A 15,617-nucleotide genomic window follows, 5' to 3' on the forward strand; every position below is an offset into this window, starting at 1 on the left:
AGCCTAGTTTCAGGTCCGGCCTCAATAGCGGAAACACCCTGTGGCCGCAACGCAACAATAGGAAAGGCCGGCTCGGCTATTGATCCCGTTCACCGTCGATGGGACGCACAACAGCCGAGGACGACGCCGCCGTTACGCGGACGATGAGAGAGGTGGATCGACGCGTACGGCGCATTGAGCCGGTTCACGCGGCCAATCCTAATCTGGTGACGCAAAAACCGCCGTCGCCGGCCCTCACCTGTCGGGACGGAGCACTCTCGCCCGTCCTTGGCAGGACAGCGCTTTCTCGTCGGCCCGTTAGCCGTGACGATTCGCGCAACCTGGAGGTTCTCGGTCCATGCAGAAATCAGCAGCCAAAGAAGTAAATGTCGTGATGAACGGTCTGGCGTTCGGCGAGTCGCCGCGCTGGCATGACGACAGGCTTTGGTTCTGCAACTGGGGGACCGGCCAGATCGTCGCCGTCGATGCCGAGGGCAACAGTCAAGTCATGCTCACCGTGCCGGCCACCCTGCCCTATTCGATCGACTGGCTGCCGGACGGCCGCCTGGTCGTCGTCAGCGGGCGTGATGGGCTGGTGCTGCGGCAAGAACCAGACGGTACGCTGGCCACCCACGCCGATCTGCGAGGTCTTTCAACGAGCCCTTGGAACGAGATCGTCGTCGACGGGCGCGGCAACATCTACGTCAATGGCGGAGGACCGGCGCCGGCTCCTGGCCAGCATTTCGGCCCCGGCACCATCGTGCTCATTGCGCCGGACGGGTCGGTGCGGCAGGTGGCGGACAAGATCGCCTTCGCCAATGGGATGGCGGTGACGCCTGACAACAAAACATTGATCGTCGCTGAATCGCACGCCAACAGGTTAACCGCCTTCGACATCGCCGCCGATGGCAGCCTCGCCAACCGGCGGCGATGGGCCGACCTCGGCAACGGCTTTCCCGACGGCATCTGCCTCGATGCCGAGGGCGCGGTCTGGTATGCCGACGTCCCCAACCGGCACTGCGTGCGCGTGCGCGAAGGCGGCGCAATGCTCGACAGCGTCGATGCCGATCGCGGCTGCTTTGCCTGCATGCTCGGCGGTGCCGACGGCAAGACACTGTTCATCGTCGCCGCCGAATGGCGCGGCTTCGAACACATGATCAGCGATGCCCGCACCGGCCAGGTGCTCAGCATCGAGGCTTCCGCGCCGGGCGCCGGCTGGCCATAAGGGCTACGACACCTCGGAGGGGCGGCGGCGGACAACGACGCCGAACTCGTCGCGCTCGCGAGCAATGCGCAGCCGCTCCTCGGCCTCGGTTGCCTCACGCTGGCGGTCCCACATCGACGCGTACAGACCAGCCTTGCGCATCAAGGCGGCATGCGTGCCGCGCTCGGCGATCTGGCCGTCCTGCAGCACGATGATCTCGTCGGCCGAAATCACCGTCGACAGCCGATGGGCGATGACGATGGTCGTGCGGCCCTTACTGACGAGATCGAGCGCCGCCTGGATCTCCTGTTCGGTATGGCTGTCGAGAGCCGAGGTCGCCTCGTCGAGCATCAGGATCGGCGGCGCCTTCAAAATGGTGCGGGCGATCGCCACACGCTGCTTCTCGCCACCGGACAGTTTCAGCCCACGCTCGCCGACCATCGACCGGTAGCCGTCGGGCAGACGTTCGATGAACGGCCCGATCTGAGCGAGTTCTGCCGCCTTGCGCACATCCTCCTCGCTGGCATCGACGCGGCCGTAGCGGATGTTGTAGGCGATGGTGTCGTTGAACAGCACGGTATCCTGCGGCACCATGCCGATCGCCGCGCGCAGGCTCTCCTGCGTCACGTCGCGAATGTCCTGGCCATCGATCAGAATCTTGCCGCCCTGGATGTCGTAAAAGCGGAACAGGAGCCGCGAAATGGTCGACTTGCCGGCGCCCGATGGCCCGACAATGGCAACCGTCTTGCCGGCCGGCACTTCGAAGCTGATGCCTTTCAGGATCTTGCGGTTGGGATCGTAGGAAAAGTGCACGTCGCGGAACTCGACCTTGCCGGCGCCGACGACCAGCGGCTTGGCACCCGGCTTGTCGACGATCTCCTGCGGCACATCGAGCAGATCGAACATCTGCTCGATGTCGGTCAGGCCCTGGCGGATTTCGCGATAGATGAAGCCGATAAAGTTGAGTGGGACCGAAAGCTGGATTAGCATGGCGTTAATGAAGACGAAGTCGCCAACCGTCTGCGTACCAGCCTGCACCTCTAGCGCCGAAAGGCACATGACGATAACCGTGCCGAGACCGAAGATGACGCCCTGGCCGAAGTTCAGCCAGCCGAGCGAGGTCCATATCCTGGTGGCGGCGGCTTCGTAGCGCGCCATTGAACGATCGAAGCGCTCGGCTTCCATGCTCTCGTTGTTGAAATATTTAACCGTCTCGAAATTGAGCAGCGAGTCGATCGCCTTGGTGCTGGCGTCGGTGTCGCTGTCGTTCATGTCGCGGCGAATGACGATGCGCCAGTCGCTCGCCCTGATGGTGAACCAGATGTAGAGCCAGACCGTCACCGCCACCACAGCCACGTATTTCCATCCATAGGTGACGGCGAAGATGCCCGCTGTCAGCGCGAATTCGAGGATGGTCGGCAAGGTGTTGAGCACGGTGAAGCGGACGATCGTCTCGATGCCCTTGGTTCCGCGCTCGATGATGCGCGACAGGCCGCCAGTGCGGCGCTCGAGATGGAAGCGCAGCGACAGTTGATGCATGTGGATGAACGTGCGGAAGGCGAGCTGGCGCACCGCATACTGTCCGACGCGGGCAAACAGCGCGTCGCGCAACTGGTTGAAACCGAGTTGCACCAGCCGCACGACATTATAGGCGATGACCAGCATGACCGGCGCCAGCAGGAAAGCCGGCAGCGGCGGCACCGACTTGGCGTCACCAGCCAGCGCATCGGTTGCCCATTTGAAGAAATAGGGGCCGGCAACCAGTGTCAGCTTGGCGACGACCAAAAGCACGGTCGCCCACACCACCCGTGCCCTGAGGTCACCACGGTCGGCCGGCCACATGTATGGCCAAAGATTGCGCAATGTCTTGAAGGTCGAACCGGATTCAGCGGAAACGGTTTTTTCGGCCATTTTTATCGCCTTTTTCTTATATCTTACTGCTTGACCGCCATCTCTTCCGAAAACTGGCCTCCACTTTTCGCTGACGCGGTCCTTCGATTCGGGACCATGATCTAGCGGCCGGAGCAGCACGAAGTGACGAGCGCGGCCAGCGATGCGGAAACATTGGCGAGCGCATCGCTGTCGACTTCATAGCGCGAGCGTTGCCGGTCCGGCTTGTAGCGGACGAGCCCGGCGTCGACCAATACCCTCAGGTGCTGTGAAACCGTGGACTGCGCCAGGTCGAGATGGTCGACGACCTCCCGGCAGCAGCAGGAGCGGCTGGCCGAAAGGTGCCTGAGGATCTCGATCCGGGCCGGATGCGAAAGCGCGGCGAGCTTCGCGGCCACGGACTGGCTGTCGGCGAAGCCGCAAGTCTTTTCGGTCAAGGGAGCATTCATCGTTTATCGGCGATAGACGATGAACGAGCTTTCCGCAAGAGGGCGGAAAGAAGAAAAAGATTTCTAATCAGCCTTCGTCGGGGCAGTCGTCATCTGGTCGCCCATCGCCTTGAGGTTGGCGGCTTCGCCTTCCTGCGATTTTTCCGGGACCTTGAACACCTGCCCCGGCCAGATGCGGTCGGGATTCCTGATCTGATCCTGATTGGCGAGGTAGATGGTCGAATAGCGCACGCCTTGGCCATAGACGCGCCGCGAGATCTGCCACAGCGTATCGTGGCGGCGGATAATAACGGCGCTGTCGGCGTGTTCGAGCTTCGGCGCCGCGGTCTCGGGAATTTCAGCCGATGTGGCGGCAACTGCGGGCGCTTCGGCTCCGATTGCAGCAGGCGCGCCAGCGGCGGAGGATGGCGTGGCAGGCTTCTGCTCGGCGGGCGCCACGGCGGCGACCGACTCGCCCGGCTCGCGCTCGAACGGCACGGCGGCGCGGGCCAGTACCTTTGCCCCGTCGGCATCGAGTGCGTCGACATGGATGGTGTAGGTGCCAACGGGAATGCTGCGCGTCGCCTCGACCAGGAAGTGGCCGTCGGGCGAAGTTTTCGCGTCGCCGAGCAAGATATCGTTGGCATAGGCGCGCACCTTGCGGCCGGGATCGGCGAGCCCGGCGACGAAGATCTTGTTACCGTCGATCTCGATGGCTTCGACGACGATCTTTGGCCCTGCAGCTGGTGTCGCCGGTGCGACAGGCATGTCCGGAGCCGGCGCGGGGGCGACTTCGGCAGTGGCCGGCGCCGTGGCAGCCGGTGCGCCTGGGGCCGGTGCTGCGGCAGCGGGGTCCCCGGCAGCGGAGTCCTCGGCAGCCGGGGCGGCCGCCTTGTCGCCAACAGGCGCTTCAGGCTTCTTCTCGGGTGTAGGAACGGTGAGCAATTCGGAGGCCTTGCCCGGCTCCTCGATCATCGCCAGCACCTGGCCAGCAGCACTCTGGGGAATCGAGACGACGGCTGTCTGCGCCGAGGGGGTCACGACATTGCCGGTCATTGAGCGCAGCGCGATCGTGTAATCGCCGGGTTTCAGCGGATCGTCGAGAACGATGGCAAAAGCACCATCGGCGCCGGCGACCGTCGAGCCGAGAACCGTCGAACCGTTGAGAATCTCGACCTTGGCGTTGGGTGCGGCATTGCCGGCGACGACGATAGAGCCCTTGATTTCGACCCGAACAATATCGAAGGTCGGCGCGATCGCATCGGCCGTGGCCGGCGCTGCCGGTGCCCTCGCATCTGTGGCCGGCGCGGGCGAAACCGATCCATCGGTCCCCGGCTCGGCCGGCTTCTCCGCCGGCGGCGTCAGCGATGCCACTTCCGCCGGTGGCGCGCGATTGAGATACGGGTCGAGCGCGCCCGACACATAGGCGGTTCCCGCCGCGGCGACGGAGCCGCCGACGGCGAACAAAAGCGCCTTTACTGGATTAATTGTCATATTTCCCTGCCCTTAGCCACCTAATGCCGGTCTAGCCTGTTTTGCCCAAACCGACAAGAAAAAGGGGGCCGACAAGAAAAAGGAGGCCAGCAAGAAAAAGCCCGCCCGGGCTTGACCGCGAATAAAGACCCAATCACCAATCATCTCATGAACACGATTCGATCCATCTGCGTCTATTGCGGCTCGTCTCCAGGCCGCGATGAAACCTATGCCAAGGCCGGACACCTGCTTGGGCGTTCGATCGCCAAGTCCGGCCTGCGTCTGATCTATGGCGGCGGCACCAGAGGCATCATGGGAGCCGTTGCCGAAGGGGCGTTGCGGGCCGGCGGAAAGGTGACGGGCATCATTCCGCGCTTCCTGATCAACAGGGAGGCCACCGAAACCGCGCTTAACCGGCTCGACGAGCTCGTGATCACCGACAACATGCACGAGCGTAAACATACGATGTTCGAGAAATCCGACGCCTTTGTGGCGCTGCCGGGCGGCATCGGCACGGTCGAGGAAATCATCGAGATCATGACCTGGGGCCAGCTCGGCCATCATCGCAAACCGATCGTCTTCGGCAACGTCGGGGGATTCTGGGACCCGATGCTGGCGCTGCTCGACCATATGATGGCCGAAGGCTTCATCCACACCGCGCAGCGGGTCAAGCCGCTGGTGGTCGACGATCCGGAAGCGATCGTCGCCGCCATCATAGTCGCCGGATCATCGGTCGACGCACCGACCGATGGTGTGCAGTCGGTAATCGACAAGCTTTAGGGGAGTAAAGGCAGTAGGGCAGCAGGTAGTGAATGCCGCGCTTATGAAGCGCGATCCTACTCCCCTACTCCCCCCGCAAGTCGGCGACTTGCCCGGCGGACCCGCCAGATGACATTGCCGACATCGTCGGCGACGAGCAGTGCGCCGGTCCGATCGATAGCAACGCCGACCGGACGGCCCATCGCCTTACTATCACGCCCGATAAAGCCAGCGAGCACATCTTTTGGAGGACCGCTCGGTTTACCATCGCGGAACGGCACGAAGATCACCTTGTAACCGCTGAACACGCTTCTATTCCACGAGCCATGCTGGCCGACGAAGGCGCCGTTGCCGTAGGCCGGGCCGAGCGAGGTGCCTTTGGAGAAGGTCAGTCCCAGCGAGGCGGTATGGGAACCCAGCGCATAATCGGGCTTGACCGCCCTCGCCACGAGATCGGGGCGCTGGGGCTTGACGCGTTCGTCGATGTTCTGCCCGAAATAGCTGTAGGGCCAGCCGTAAAAAGCGCCGTCACGAACCGAGGTCATGTAATCCGGGACGAGATCGTCGCCGATCTCGTCCCGCTCATTCACGGCGACCCAAAGCTCGCCAGTTTCAGGGTTCCAGGACAGCCCGTTCGGGTTGCGCAGCCCTGACGCGAAGACCCGGGTGCGGCGGGTCGACCGGTCCACTTCAAGGACGGCGGCGCGATTCTTCTCCGCGGCCATGCCATTTTCTCCAACATTGCTGTTGGAGCCGACGGTGACATAGAGCTTGCGTCCATCCGGACTTGCGATCACGTCCTTGGTCCAATGATGGTTGATATCTCCGGCCGGTAAGTCGACGATCTTTTCCGGCGGCGTTGTGACTCGGGTCTGGCCATTGGAGTAGGGGAAAGCGATGAGGGCGTCGGTATTCGCGACATAGAGCTTGCCTTTGGAAAGCGTCATACCAAAGGGTGAATTGAGGCCTTCCGCGAACGTCATGCGCACATCCGCAATTCCGTCGCCATTGGTGTCGCGCAGGAGCGTGATGCGGTTGGCGCTTTTGGTCGCGGCGCCGGCGCGCTTCATAGCCAGGTCCATGAAGACCTTTCTAAGGCTGAAGCCTTGGTCATCCTTGGCAGGAGCATTGGTTTCGGCTACCAGCACGTCGCCGTTCGGAAGCACGTGCAGCCAGCGCGGATGGTCGAGGCCGGTGGCGAAGGCGTTCACCATCAGCCCCCGAGCCGGGGTTGGCATGCCACCTTTCTGCCAGCCCTTCGCCTCGGCGATGTTGACGGTCGGGATCAGCGTCGGTCTTGGTTTCGGTAAAGTGGGGTTGGGGCCATAGCCGGTCATTGCCCCCGTTTTCTGCGCCGAAATGCCAGCGCAGCTCGCCATGACGGCTCCCAATACAGCTATGAGTACGCTTCGAGGGAAGCCGGCATGCATCGGACGTCCTCCGCACAGATTTGCGTCGTGCTCTTTACGCAAACGCGAGTCAACGACGTATTATTCCAAACTGGCTCCAATAACGGCGTTCGTAGGTGCGCCTCGGATGACCATCAAAACCGTCACACGAAACCGGTTCGCCCGTGCTAGTGATCACAGTCTGGTCCCCGCCGCGCGGCGGCATATTCGAGACACTGGCGACGCGACCATGAACATCACTCTCAACCCGGAAGGCAGCGACCTGTCGCCTTATCTGCCAGACGAGCACGGGCTGTTCTTCGTCTATCACTTCACCGCCAAGGCGCGGGCTCGGCCATTTCCGTTTCGCCTTCAACGACACGATGCTGATCGGCGGCCGCAAGCAACCGCTACGGTCGGTCGACAATATCCGCAAGGCGATCGACAACGGTTCGCGCAAAGTTCCGCTCTTCGGCAGAGCTGATCGAGGCTGTCATGGGCCAGTCGCTCGACGGCATGGCGACGGAACTCGGGAGCCTGGGCGATACGCTCGACGCATCGAGGACCGCATCGTCTGCGACGCATGGCGTCGCGGCGGTCGTCTATCTGTTCGTCAGGCGGCTGGGGCGCGGGGTGTAGCGCCGGCCTTGCGCGCCGAAGAAAACATCGACCAGGAATAGATCGCCAGTGCCGTCCAGATCAGGCCGAAGGCGATGGCCTGGGTGCTGCCGAAGGGTTCGCCGAAAATCAGCACGGCGATCAGAAATACAATGGTCGGCGCGATATACTGCATGATGCCGATTGTGGAGAGACGCAACAGCTTGGCCCCGAAGGCAAACAGCAGCAGCGGTATGGCGGTGACCGGGCCGCAGCCGATCAGCAATGCGGTATCGTTCAGGGAACTGGAGACGAAATGGTCCTGCCCTGTGACGATGAGCAAGATGATGTAGCCGAGCGCCGGCACCGACAGTAACAGCACCTCGAGCAAAAAGCCCTGGCTGGGACCGATTGGCAGCGTCTTGCGGAAAAAGGCATAGGCGGCAAAGGAAAACGCCAGCACCAGAGACACCCAGGGCAGCTTGCCGGCGTCGATCGTCAGCACCGCGACCGCAATGGCCGCCAGCAGCACCGCCGCGATTTGCAGCCTGTCGAGCCGCTCGCCAAGCAGCAGCGCACCGACAACGACGCTGACAAGCGGGTTGATGTAATAACCAAGCGCGGTCTCGATGGTGCGGTCGACCGCAATCGCCCAGACATAGATGCCCCAGTTAACCGAAATCAGCGCCGCCGTCAGCGCCGCCATCGAAATGATGCGCGGCGAACGTAACGCCGCTTTGAAATCCGCCGTGCGTCCGGCCCAGATCAAAACGGCCGCCGCGATCGGCACCGACCAGACGATGCGGTGCGCGATGACTTCGGCCAGCGGCAGATGCGCGACAGCCTTCATGTAAAAGGGCAGCAGCCCCCACAGGAGATAGGCGCCCAGGGCCAACAGAAAGCCACGCCGGGCCTTTGAGTCTGCTTCGAGCTGGATTGCTTGCGTGGGCATGGCCCAACGCTATGCGCCAGCCGCCGGGCCAAGACCATCGCAAAGTTCTGATGGATCAATGGACTTTCGCTGATGGTTCAATCCTACTCCGCGCGACCAGCCCGGCCATCTCGCGGTTCTTCATCAGCTTGTAGACGATCGAATCCATCAGCGCCTGGAACGAGGCGTCGATGATGTTTTCTGAGACGCCGACCGTCCACCAGCGGGCGCCGGTTGCGTCATGCGATTCGATCAGCACGCGGGTGATCGCCTCGGTGCCACCATTGAGGATACGCACCTTGAAGTCGGCAAGTTCGAGGTCGGCGATCTCGTTCTGGAATTTTCCGAGATCCTTGCGCAGCGCGATGTCGAGCGCATTGACCGGGCCGTGTCCTTCGGCCACCGACATCTTCTCCTCGCCGTCGACCATCACCTTGACGATCGCCTCCGAGACCGTCTTCAGCTGGCCGTTGGCGTCGAAGCGGCGCTCGACCATGCAGCGAAACGAGGTGACGCTGAAGAATTCCGGCAGGCCGTGCAGCATCTTGCGCGCCAGAAGCTCGAAGCTAGCATCGGCGCCCTCATAGGCATAGCCTTCGGCCTCGCGCTCCTTGACCACAGCGATCAGTGCGTCGAGCCGGTGGTCGTCCCGGGGCATGTCGATGCCGCGTCGTTTCAGCTCGGCGAGGAAATTGGCCTTGCCGCCCTGGTCCGAGACCATGACGCGGCGGCGATTGCCGACCGCTTCCGGCGGCACATGCTCGTAGGTGGCCGGCTCCTTGGCCAGCGCCGAGGCATGGATGCCGGCCTTGGTGGCGAAGGCGGAAGCGCCGACATAGGGCGCCTGCGCTTCCGGCGCGCGGTTCAGCAATTCGTCAAAGGCCCGGGAAAGGCGCGATATTCCGGCCAACGCTTCGGCCGAAATGCCTGTCTCGAAGCGGTTGGAAAAGGCCGGCTTCAGCGCCAGCGTCGGCACGATCGAGATCAGATTGGCGTTGCCGCAGCGCTCGCCGATTCCGTTCAGCGTGCCCTGGATCTGGCGCACACCGGCCTCGACGGCGGCCAGCGAATTCGCCACCGCCTGGCCGGTGTCGTCATGGGCATGAATGCCGAGATGGTCTCCGGGAATGCCTGAGGCGATGACCTTCTCGACGATGGCGCGCACTTCCGACGGCTGCGTGCCGCCATTGGTGTCGCACAGCACCACCCAGCGCGCGCCGGCGTCGTAGGCGGTCCTAGCGCAGGCCAGCGCATAATCGGGATTGGCCTTGAAGCCGTCGAAGAAATGCTCGCAATCAACCAGTGCTTCCTTGGCCGAGGCAATCGCCGCTTCGACCGAGGCCTTGATCGCTTCGAGGTTTTCCTCGTTCGTGCAGCCCAGCGCGATGCGGACATGGTAGTCCCAGCTCTTGGCTACAAAGCAAATGGCGTCCGACTTCGACTGGACCAATGCGGCAAGGCCTGGATCGTTCGAAGCCGAGACCCCAGCCCGCTTGGTCATGCCGAAGGCGACGAAATTGGCACTGGCCGTGCGGGGCTCGGCGAAGAAGGCGGTGTCGGTCGGGTTGGCGCCGGGATAGCCGCCCTCGACATAGTCCATGCCGAACTCGTCGAGCAGCCCGGCGATGGCGATCTTGTCCTCGACTGAAAAGTCGGTACCCGGTGTTTGCTGGCCATCACGCAGTGTCGTGTCGAAGAGATAGAGGCGCTCGCGGCCCATGATCATTTCCCCGCAAACCGATCCGTCGCCCGGATCAACCGGTCGAGGATGCCCGGCTCCGAATAGGCATGGCCGGCGCCCTCGATCAGGTGGAAATCCGCTTTCGGCCACGCCTTGTGCAGCGCCCAGGCATAGCGCGCCGGGCACGGCATGTCGTAGCGGCCATGAACGATGGTGCCGGGGATGTCCTTCAACTTGAAGGCATCACGCAGCAGTTGCCCTTCCTCCAGCCAGCCGGCATGGACGAAATAGTGGTTCTCGATGCGGGCGAAGGCCACGGCATAGTCGTCTTCGCTAAACCGGCTGCTGGTTTCCGGATCGGGCAATAGCGTGATCGTCTCGCCCTCCCACAGGCTCCAGGCGCGGGCGGCCTCGACCTGCGCCTTGCGGTCGCTGCCGACCAGCCGCTTGCGATAGGCGGCCATCATGTCGCCGCGCTCGGCCTCGGGGATCGGCGCCAGGAAGCGCTCCCATTTGTCGGGGAACATTTCGGAGACGCCAAACTGGTAATACCATTCGAGTTCCGCACGCGTCAGCGTATAGATGCCGCGCACGACCAGCTCGCTCACATGTTCGGGGTGTGTCTCGGCATAGGCCAGCGCCAGTGTCGATCCCCACGAACCGCCGAACACCAGCCATTTGTCGAAGCCGCACATGTCGCGCAGGCGCTCGATGTCGGCGACCAGATGCCAGGTGGTGTTGGCCTCGAGCGAGGCGTTGGGCGTCGACTTTCCGCAGCCGCGCTGATGGAACAGTATGACATCGTAAAGCTTCGGATCGAACAGTCGCCGGTGCTTTGGCGAGATGGTGCCGCCCGGTCCGCCATGCAGGAACACAGCCGGCTTGGCACCCCTGGTGCCGGACCGCTCCCAATAGACCTGATGGCCGTCGCCGACATTGAGCATGCCTGACTCAAAAGCCTCGATCTCTGGGTAGAGGGTGCGGAGTTCACTGCTCATAATTTCAGGCCCTGCTGCGGCCAGTTGGCCGTCTCGTGATCCGGATGCTGGAAGGAGATGATCTGTTCCTGCCGGGTGTAGTAGTCAGGATCGTCATGGATCGGCGCCTCGAAGATCTTCTCCACCCAGGGCAGCCGCGCGGCGTAGTTGACCTGTATCTGCGGCGCGAGGTCGGAGCGATCGTCAAAAGCGCCGATGGCGATCTCAAGCCCGCCGGGCTGCCGATAGGTCAGCGGCGTGCCGCAGCGGGCGCAGAACCCGCGATCGATATTGACCGACGACTGAAAATAGCTCGGCTCCTCACGGACCCATTCGACGCCGTCCTTGGGCACCGTCACCAGTGCGCCGAAGAAGGAACCAAACTGCTTCTGGCACATACGGCAATGGCAGATGGACGGGCGCCCAAGCGCCCCACGGATGCGGAAACGCACGGCGCCGCACTGGCAGCCGCCGGTTCGAACGGTTTCGGTCATGATCTTTCCTCCGGCGGCCATTGTTCGGTGTCGTGGTCGGGATGCTGGTAGGAGACGAGATCGGCGAGATAGGAGGCTGACGAGATATCGGCCATCGTGTCCTCGCCGGGCAATGTGTGGATGCGGTCGACGTAGGGGAGCTTTGCTTCGGTACCCCACTGGATGGTGGGCGCGATCTCCTGCGGAGCGTCGAAGGCGGCGATGGCGAGCGCGATACCCTCGGGCGCCTCGAAGGTCAGCGGGGTGCCACAATCGGCGCAGAAGCCGCGCAATGCGGCGTTGGACGAGCGGAAGCGTTTGGGCTCGCCGCGCGTCCAGTCGAGTTTTGCGCCACGCACGGACACCAGCGGCAGGTAGAAATTGCCGCTTGCTTTCTGGCACATGCGGCAATGGCAGACGGAGGCATCACCCAGCGCGCCTTCGACCCGGAAGCGCACGGCGCCGCACTGGCAACCGCCTGTGTAGACCGGTCTGTTGTCTAGACTCATTGCTTCACTCCGCGGCATGGCAGACGGCTTCGATATTGTTGCCGTCGGGGTCGAAGACAAAGGCGCCATAGTAGTTCGCGTGATAGTGCGGACGCAGGCCTGGCCCGCCATTGTCCTTGCCGCCGGCGGCGATTGCGGCTGTGTAGAAGGCGTCGACCTCGGCGCGGCTGCGCGCAGTGAAGGCGACGTGCTGACGGTCCTTCGGCTTGTCCTTGCCTTGATGCAACCAAAACACCGGCCGGTCCCGGCCATAGCCGCCGACCTTGGCGCCGCCGGTATATTCCTGCGGCACCATATAGAGGAGCGCGGCACCGAGCGGCGCCATCGCCTTGTCATAGAACGCTTTGGAAGCGTCGAAATCGGAAACGGTGATGCCAAGATGATCGATCATCTTTTTACCTCCCAAGTGGTGATGCGGGCGCCGGTGACGGGGTCTTTGCCGTCCTTCAACTGAATACCTTGCGCCAGCAAGTCGGCACGGATGCGGTCGGCCTCGGCCCAATATCCGGCGGCGATCAGTGCGAGCCGTTTGGCGATCGCCCTGGCGATCGCGTCTTCATCGACCTTGGTCGGCGTGACGTCGAAGCCGAGGAACAGCAACGCCGCCTTCAGCGAAGCGGCAGCATCGTTGCCCGCTGCGGCAGCCTTGCCGCCACCGGCACCACTGAAATCTACAGCCTCACCGGCCAACTGCGTCAGCACCTGGAACGCAGAATAGGTTGCGAGATCGTCCGACAGGGCTTCCACCACTTCCACCGGCAATTGCTTTGCCGCCGCCGGTGCCAGATCCGCCGCCCGCTTCCATTTGCGCAGCGTGTTTTCCGCCTCTTCCAGCTTGCGCACGGAAAAGTCGATCGGCTCGCGATAATGCGTCATCAGCATCGCCAGCCTGAGCACCTCGCCCGGCCATTTGCGGCCGCCAAAGGTATCCGTCTCCAGCAACTCGTTGATCGAGTAGAAGTTGCCCAGGCTCTTGGACATCTTCTGCCCCTCGACCTGCAGGAAGCCGTTGTGCATCCATACCTTGGCCATCACGTCAGTGCCGTGGGCGCAGCGCGACTGGGCGATCTCGTTTTCGTGGTGCGGGAAGATCAGGTCGAGCCCGCCGCCATGGATGTCGAAGACCTCGCCGAGATAGGCGGCCGACATCGCCGAGCACTCAATGTGCCAGCCCGGCCGGCCTCTGCCCCACGGGCTGTCCCAGCCCGGCTCTTCCGGCGAGGACAGCTTCCACAGCACGAAATCGCCAGGGTTCTTCTTGTGGGGATCGACGGCGACGCGAGCGCCGGCCTGCTGTTCGTCGAGATTGCGATTCGACAATTGGCCGTAGTCCGGCATCGAGGCCGTGTCGAACAGAACTTCGCCTGCCGCAACATAAGCATGGCGGCGTTCGATCAACCGTTGAATCAAGGAGATCATGTCGACTTTGCCATCGGCGCGCGGCTGGACGAATTCGGTGGCGCGCGGCTCGACTGTCGGTTCCAGGCAGCCGAGCGTCGCCACATCCTTGTGGAACTGGTCGGCGGTTTTTTCGGTGACGCGCCGGATCGCCTCGTTCAGCGACAGCTTTCCCGAGGCAATTTCGCCGCCGAAATCGCGCAGTGCGCGGTCGTTGATCTTGTCGTCGACATCCGTGATGTTGCGCACATAGGTGACGTGCGCTTGCCCGTAGAGATGGCGCAGCAGACGGAACAGCACGTCGAAGACGATCACTGGCCGCGCGTTGCCGATATGGGCAAAGTCGTAGACCGTCGGGCCGCAGACATACATGCGCACATTGCGCGGATCGATCGGGAAGAAATCCTCCTTCGTCCGCGTCAGCGTGTTGTAGAGGCGCAGGCCCTTCGATGCGTCAGACATTCGTGCCTTCCCGGTGCGTTACCTTTTGGTTGGGGCCACTTGCGCTGAGACGCAAATCAGGCACCAGCCTGCTGGCCGGGGCGTTTGTCCACTCTAGAAGGAAGATAGGCGAAAACGTCCGGACCAGCGCGAAGCTAGCCAATAATGCAAATGCCACAAATGGCGAAAGACGTTCTCATGAGCGGCTTTATCGCCTCACCCAGTGTTGCCGTCAAGTCGCAACTTTCGGCAAAAGAGTCGCCGGATCACAGGTAATGACGCAGTGAAACATTTTATTAAACATCTCGGCACAGTCATGAAACATTCGCCGGCTAGATCACCAGATGTCACGATTTGGTCGGATTCGACCAGCAAACGCGGACACGAAGACGTTACCAGGGAAGAGAAAAATGCCCCGAACCAAGCAGGACTCCAGCAGCGCGAAGCAACCGGCGCTCGCCAGCCAATACCGGGCGATCGGCCCGGCCGCCATCGTCGCCGCCCTTCTCCATACCGCGAAGAAGAAAAAGCCGGCGCAAAAGATCACATCGCCGCGCGCTGCCTGATGCGACGTCAGCCGACGCCATGCGCCGGCAATGAGGCGCCGAATGTGCCAGGAAAATAGCTGCTAGAACAAGGTCATCTGACTGTCGTCCGCGCCGGATTCTGGCGCCTGGCCTTTTCGGGCTCCGCCCCCACGACGCCCCTTTTCTGAATCTCCGGTCCGGTGTTGGCGACCTCGTTGACGAGGTCGGAAACCGGGAAAGCCTCGAAGGAGTCGAGCTGTGCCGGTCCGAGCAGGTCCGCCCCGTCGCGCGGCTCCAGGGTGCGGCAATCCAGCCAGCGGGCGAAATCCTGCGGATCTATCACTACCGGCATCCGGTCATGGCTATGGGCGACGTCGGTATTGGCGTTGACGGTCAGGATGGCGCCGGTGTCCATTTCGGAACCGCCCGGCTCGGCATAGGTCTCGATCAGCCCGGCGAAGGCGACAAGTCCGCCGTGCCTCGGCCGCACCCAATAGGGCTGCCCCCTCTTGCCGCCTGATTGACGCCATTCGTAGAAGCCGGAAGCCGGCACCAAAGCGCGGCGATGGCGCATGGCGGTGCGAAACGAGGCCTTTTCCGTTGCTCCCTCCGAGCGCGCGTTGAACAGCAGCGGAAACTCACGCGTGTCCTTCACCCAGGCCGGGATCAGCCCCCAACCGCACCAACATCGACTGCCGGTCGGGCTGGTTCGAGCCTGGCGCCTGCGCCAAGCCTGCAATCGCCATCAGGACCGGCTGCGTCGGCGCGATGTTGTAACGGGCCGGAAAATCCTCCAGCTCCGCCAGACCGGGAAAAGCGGCAGTCTGGTCCGGCGTGGCGGTCAAGGCAAAGCGTCCGCACATAAGCGAAACTCGTTGAAACGGTCGGATGTGAAGGTGGCGATGGAACTGGCGTTGCGCAACCGCTAATGCTTCTTCACGCCGACCGGTCCACAACCGGCT

General features: G+C 62.9%; 16 protein-coding genes and 1 pseudogene. 5 read left to right on the top strand and 12 right to left on the bottom strand.

Annotation, left to right across the window (positions count from 1 at the left end):
• The first annotated feature begins 337 nt into the window (after window positions 1-337).
• The gene (locus tag CIT31_RS17355; RefSeq protein WP_095519626.1) at window positions 338-1,204 is read left to right on the top strand and encodes an SMP-30/gluconolactonase/LRE family protein; all 867 of its coding nucleotides are present in this window, start codon (window positions 338-340) and stop codon (window positions 1,202-1,204) included.
• A 3-nt stretch (window positions 1,205-1,207) separates the two neighbouring features.
• On the opposite strand, the gene CIT31_RS17360 is transcribed toward CIT31_RS17355, so the two are convergent.
• From CIT31_RS17360 to CIT31_RS17370, 3 genes are all read right to left on the bottom strand, one after another.
• Window positions 1,208-3,094 carry an ABCB family ABC transporter ATP-binding protein/permease gene (locus CIT31_RS17360; RefSeq protein WP_029354429.1) on the bottom strand — a complete coding sequence of 629 codons (1,887 nt, stop codon included), beginning with the start codon at window positions 3,092-3,094 and terminating at the stop codon, window positions 1,208-1,210.
• Window positions 3,095-3,195: 101 nt separating this feature from the next.
• Entirely contained in the window at window positions 3,196-3,522 is a 327-nt protein-coding gene (locus tag CIT31_RS17365; protein WP_095519627.1) for an ArsR/SmtB family transcription factor, read from the bottom strand.
• Window positions 3,523-3,585: 63 nt separating this feature from the next.
• The gene (locus CIT31_RS17370; protein WP_095519628.1) at window positions 3,586-4,995 is read right to left on the bottom strand and encodes a LysM peptidoglycan-binding domain-containing protein; all 1,410 of its coding nucleotides are present in this window, start codon (window positions 4,993-4,995) and stop codon (window positions 3,586-3,588) included.
• A gap of 147 nt (window positions 4,996-5,142) precedes the next feature.
• On the opposite strand from CIT31_RS17370, the gene CIT31_RS17375 reads away from it, so the two are divergent.
• Window positions 5,143-5,754: an LOG family protein gene (locus CIT31_RS17375; RefSeq protein ID WP_065009833.1), complete on the top strand. Its 612-nt coding sequence runs from the start codon at window positions 5,143-5,145 to the stop codon at window positions 5,752-5,754.
• A gap of 56 nt (window positions 5,755-5,810) precedes the next feature.
• Here CIT31_RS17375 and CIT31_RS17380 read toward each other — a convergent pair whose 3' ends face one another.
• Window positions 5,811-7,163: a PQQ-dependent sugar dehydrogenase gene (locus tag CIT31_RS17380; RefSeq protein ID WP_095519629.1), complete on the bottom strand. Its 1,353-nt coding sequence runs from the start codon at window positions 7,161-7,163 to the stop codon at window positions 5,811-5,813.
• 106 nt (window positions 7,164-7,269) lie between these two features.
• On the opposite strand from CIT31_RS17380, the gene CIT31_RS17385 reads away from it, so the two are divergent.
• Together CIT31_RS17385 and CIT31_RS35200 are read left to right on the top strand one after the other, a co-directional pair.
• On the top strand, window positions 7,270-7,605 hold the full coding sequence (locus CIT31_RS17385; RefSeq protein WP_245316352.1) for a hypothetical protein: 336 nt from the start codon (window positions 7,270-7,272) through the stop codon (window positions 7,603-7,605).
• Between the two features lie 11 nt (window positions 7,606-7,616).
• Window positions 7,617-7,760, top strand: a complete 144-nt coding sequence (locus CIT31_RS35200; RefSeq protein ID WP_245316353.1) for a hypothetical protein — start codon at window positions 7,617-7,619, stop codon at window positions 7,758-7,760.
• On the opposite strand, the gene rarD is transcribed toward CIT31_RS35200, so the two are convergent.
• The 7 genes from rarD to cysS are packed head-to-tail and all read right to left on the bottom strand — an operon-like array spanning window position 7,735 to window position 14,149.
• The gene (gene rarD, locus CIT31_RS17390; protein WP_095519630.1) at window positions 7,735-8,670 is read right to left on the bottom strand and encodes an EamA family transporter RarD; all 936 of its coding nucleotides are present in this window, start codon (window positions 8,668-8,670) and stop codon (window positions 7,735-7,737) included. The genes CIT31_RS35200 and rarD overlap by 26 nt on opposite strands.
• Before the next feature lie 55 nt (window positions 8,671-8,725).
• Complete coding sequence (gene cimA, locus CIT31_RS17395) at window positions 8,726-10,369, bottom strand: citramalate synthase (protein WP_095519914.1); 1,644 nt, start codon at window positions 10,367-10,369, stop codon at window positions 8,726-8,728.
• 2 nt (window positions 10,370-10,371) lie between these two features.
• Complete coding sequence (pip, locus tag CIT31_RS17400) at window positions 10,372-11,328, bottom strand: prolyl aminopeptidase (protein ID WP_095519631.1); 957 nt, start codon at window positions 11,326-11,328, stop codon at window positions 10,372-10,374.
• Window positions 11,325-11,801 carry a GFA family protein gene (locus tag CIT31_RS17405; protein ID WP_095519915.1) on the bottom strand — a complete coding sequence of 159 codons (477 nt, stop codon included), beginning with the start codon at window positions 11,799-11,801 and terminating at the stop codon, window positions 11,325-11,327. Before CIT31_RS17405 ends, pip begins: the two co-directional genes overlap by 4 nt.
• The gene (locus CIT31_RS17410; RefSeq protein ID WP_095519632.1) at window positions 11,798-12,289 is read right to left on the bottom strand and encodes a GFA family protein; all 492 of its coding nucleotides are present in this window, start codon (window positions 12,287-12,289) and stop codon (window positions 11,798-11,800) included. The genes CIT31_RS17405 and CIT31_RS17410 overlap by 4 nt, the downstream gene beginning before the upstream one ends.
• Before the next feature lie 4 nt (window positions 12,290-12,293).
• On the bottom strand, window positions 12,294-12,680 hold the full coding sequence (locus tag CIT31_RS17415; RefSeq protein WP_095519633.1) for a VOC family protein: 387 nt from the start codon (window positions 12,678-12,680) through the stop codon (window positions 12,294-12,296).
• A complete protein-coding gene (cysS, locus tag CIT31_RS17420; protein ID WP_095519634.1) occupies window positions 12,677-14,149 on the bottom strand; it encodes a cysteine--tRNA ligase in 1,473 nt (490 codons plus the stop codon). Before cysS ends, CIT31_RS17415 begins: the two co-directional genes overlap by 4 nt.
• 389 nt (window positions 14,150-14,538) lie before the next feature.
• On the opposite strand from cysS, the gene CIT31_RS17425 reads away from it, so the two are divergent.
• Window positions 14,539-14,694, top strand: coding sequence for a hypothetical protein (locus tag CIT31_RS17425; RefSeq protein WP_082982528.1), 156 nt, complete (start codon window positions 14,539-14,541; stop codon window positions 14,692-14,694).
• A 62-nt stretch (window positions 14,695-14,756) separates the two neighbouring features.
• Here CIT31_RS17425 and CIT31_RS17430 read toward each other — a convergent pair.
• Window positions 14,757-15,518: pseudogene (locus CIT31_RS17430) on the bottom strand (SOS response-associated peptidase).
• Window positions 15,519-15,617: the final 99 nt, after the last annotated feature.

The organism is Mesorhizobium wenxiniae (genome assembly GCF_002284535.1).
Classification (GTDB): domain Bacteria; phylum Pseudomonadota; class Alphaproteobacteria; order Rhizobiales; family Rhizobiaceae; genus Mesorhizobium; species Mesorhizobium wenxiniae.

Excerpts from the sequence above, each read along its gene's own strand:
- CIT31_RS17355 (WP_095519626.1), top strand. The coding sequence starts at position 338 with ATGCAGAAATCAGCAGCCAAAGAAGTAAATGTCGTGATGAACGGTCTG.
- CIT31_RS17360 (WP_029354429.1), bottom strand. The coding sequence starts at position 3,094 with ATGGCCGAAAAAACCGTTTCCGCTGAATCCGGTTCGACCTTCAAGACA.
- CIT31_RS17365 (WP_095519627.1), bottom strand. The coding sequence starts at position 3,522 with ATGAATGCTCCCTTGACCGAAAAGACTTGCGGCTTCGCCGACAGCCAG.
- CIT31_RS17370 (WP_095519628.1), bottom strand. The coding sequence starts at position 4,995 with ATGACAATTAATCCAGTAAAGGCGCTTTTGTTCGCCGTCGGCGGCTCC.
- CIT31_RS17375 (WP_065009833.1), top strand. The coding sequence starts at position 5,143 with ATGAACACGATTCGATCCATCTGCGTCTATTGCGGCTCGTCTCCAGGC.
- CIT31_RS17380 (WP_095519629.1), bottom strand. The coding sequence starts at position 7,163 with ATGCATGCCGGCTTCCCTCGAAGCGTACTCATAGCTGTATTGGGAGCC.
- CIT31_RS17385 (WP_245316352.1), top strand. The coding sequence starts at position 7,270 with ATGACCATCAAAACCGTCACACGAAACCGGTTCGCCCGTGCTAGTGAT.
- CIT31_RS35200 (WP_245316353.1), top strand. The coding sequence starts at position 7,617 with ATGGGCCAGTCGCTCGACGGCATGGCGACGGAACTCGGGAGCCTGGGC.
- rarD (WP_095519630.1), bottom strand. The coding sequence starts at position 8,670 with ATGCCCACGCAAGCAATCCAGCTCGAAGCAGACTCAAAGGCCCGGCGT.
- cimA (WP_095519914.1), bottom strand. The coding sequence starts at position 10,369 with ATGGGCCGCGAGCGCCTCTATCTCTTCGACACGACACTGCGTGATGGC.
- pip (WP_095519631.1), bottom strand. The coding sequence starts at position 11,328 with ATGAGCAGTGAACTCCGCACCCTCTACCCAGAGATCGAGGCTTTTGAG.
- CIT31_RS17405 (WP_095519915.1), bottom strand. The coding sequence starts at position 11,801 with ATGACCGAAACCGTTCGAACCGGCGGCTGCCAGTGCGGCGCCGTGCGT.
- CIT31_RS17410 (WP_095519632.1), bottom strand. The coding sequence starts at position 12,289 with ATGAGTCTAGACAACAGACCGGTCTACACAGGCGGTTGCCAGTGCGGC.
- CIT31_RS17415 (WP_095519633.1), bottom strand. The coding sequence starts at position 12,680 with ATGATCGATCATCTTGGCATCACCGTTTCCGATTTCGACGCTTCCAAA.
- cysS (WP_095519634.1), bottom strand. The coding sequence starts at position 14,149 with ATGTCTGACGCATCGAAGGGCCTGCGCCTCTACAACACGCTGACGCGG.
- CIT31_RS17425 (WP_082982528.1), top strand. The coding sequence starts at position 14,539 with ATGCCCCGAACCAAGCAGGACTCCAGCAGCGCGAAGCAACCGGCGCTC.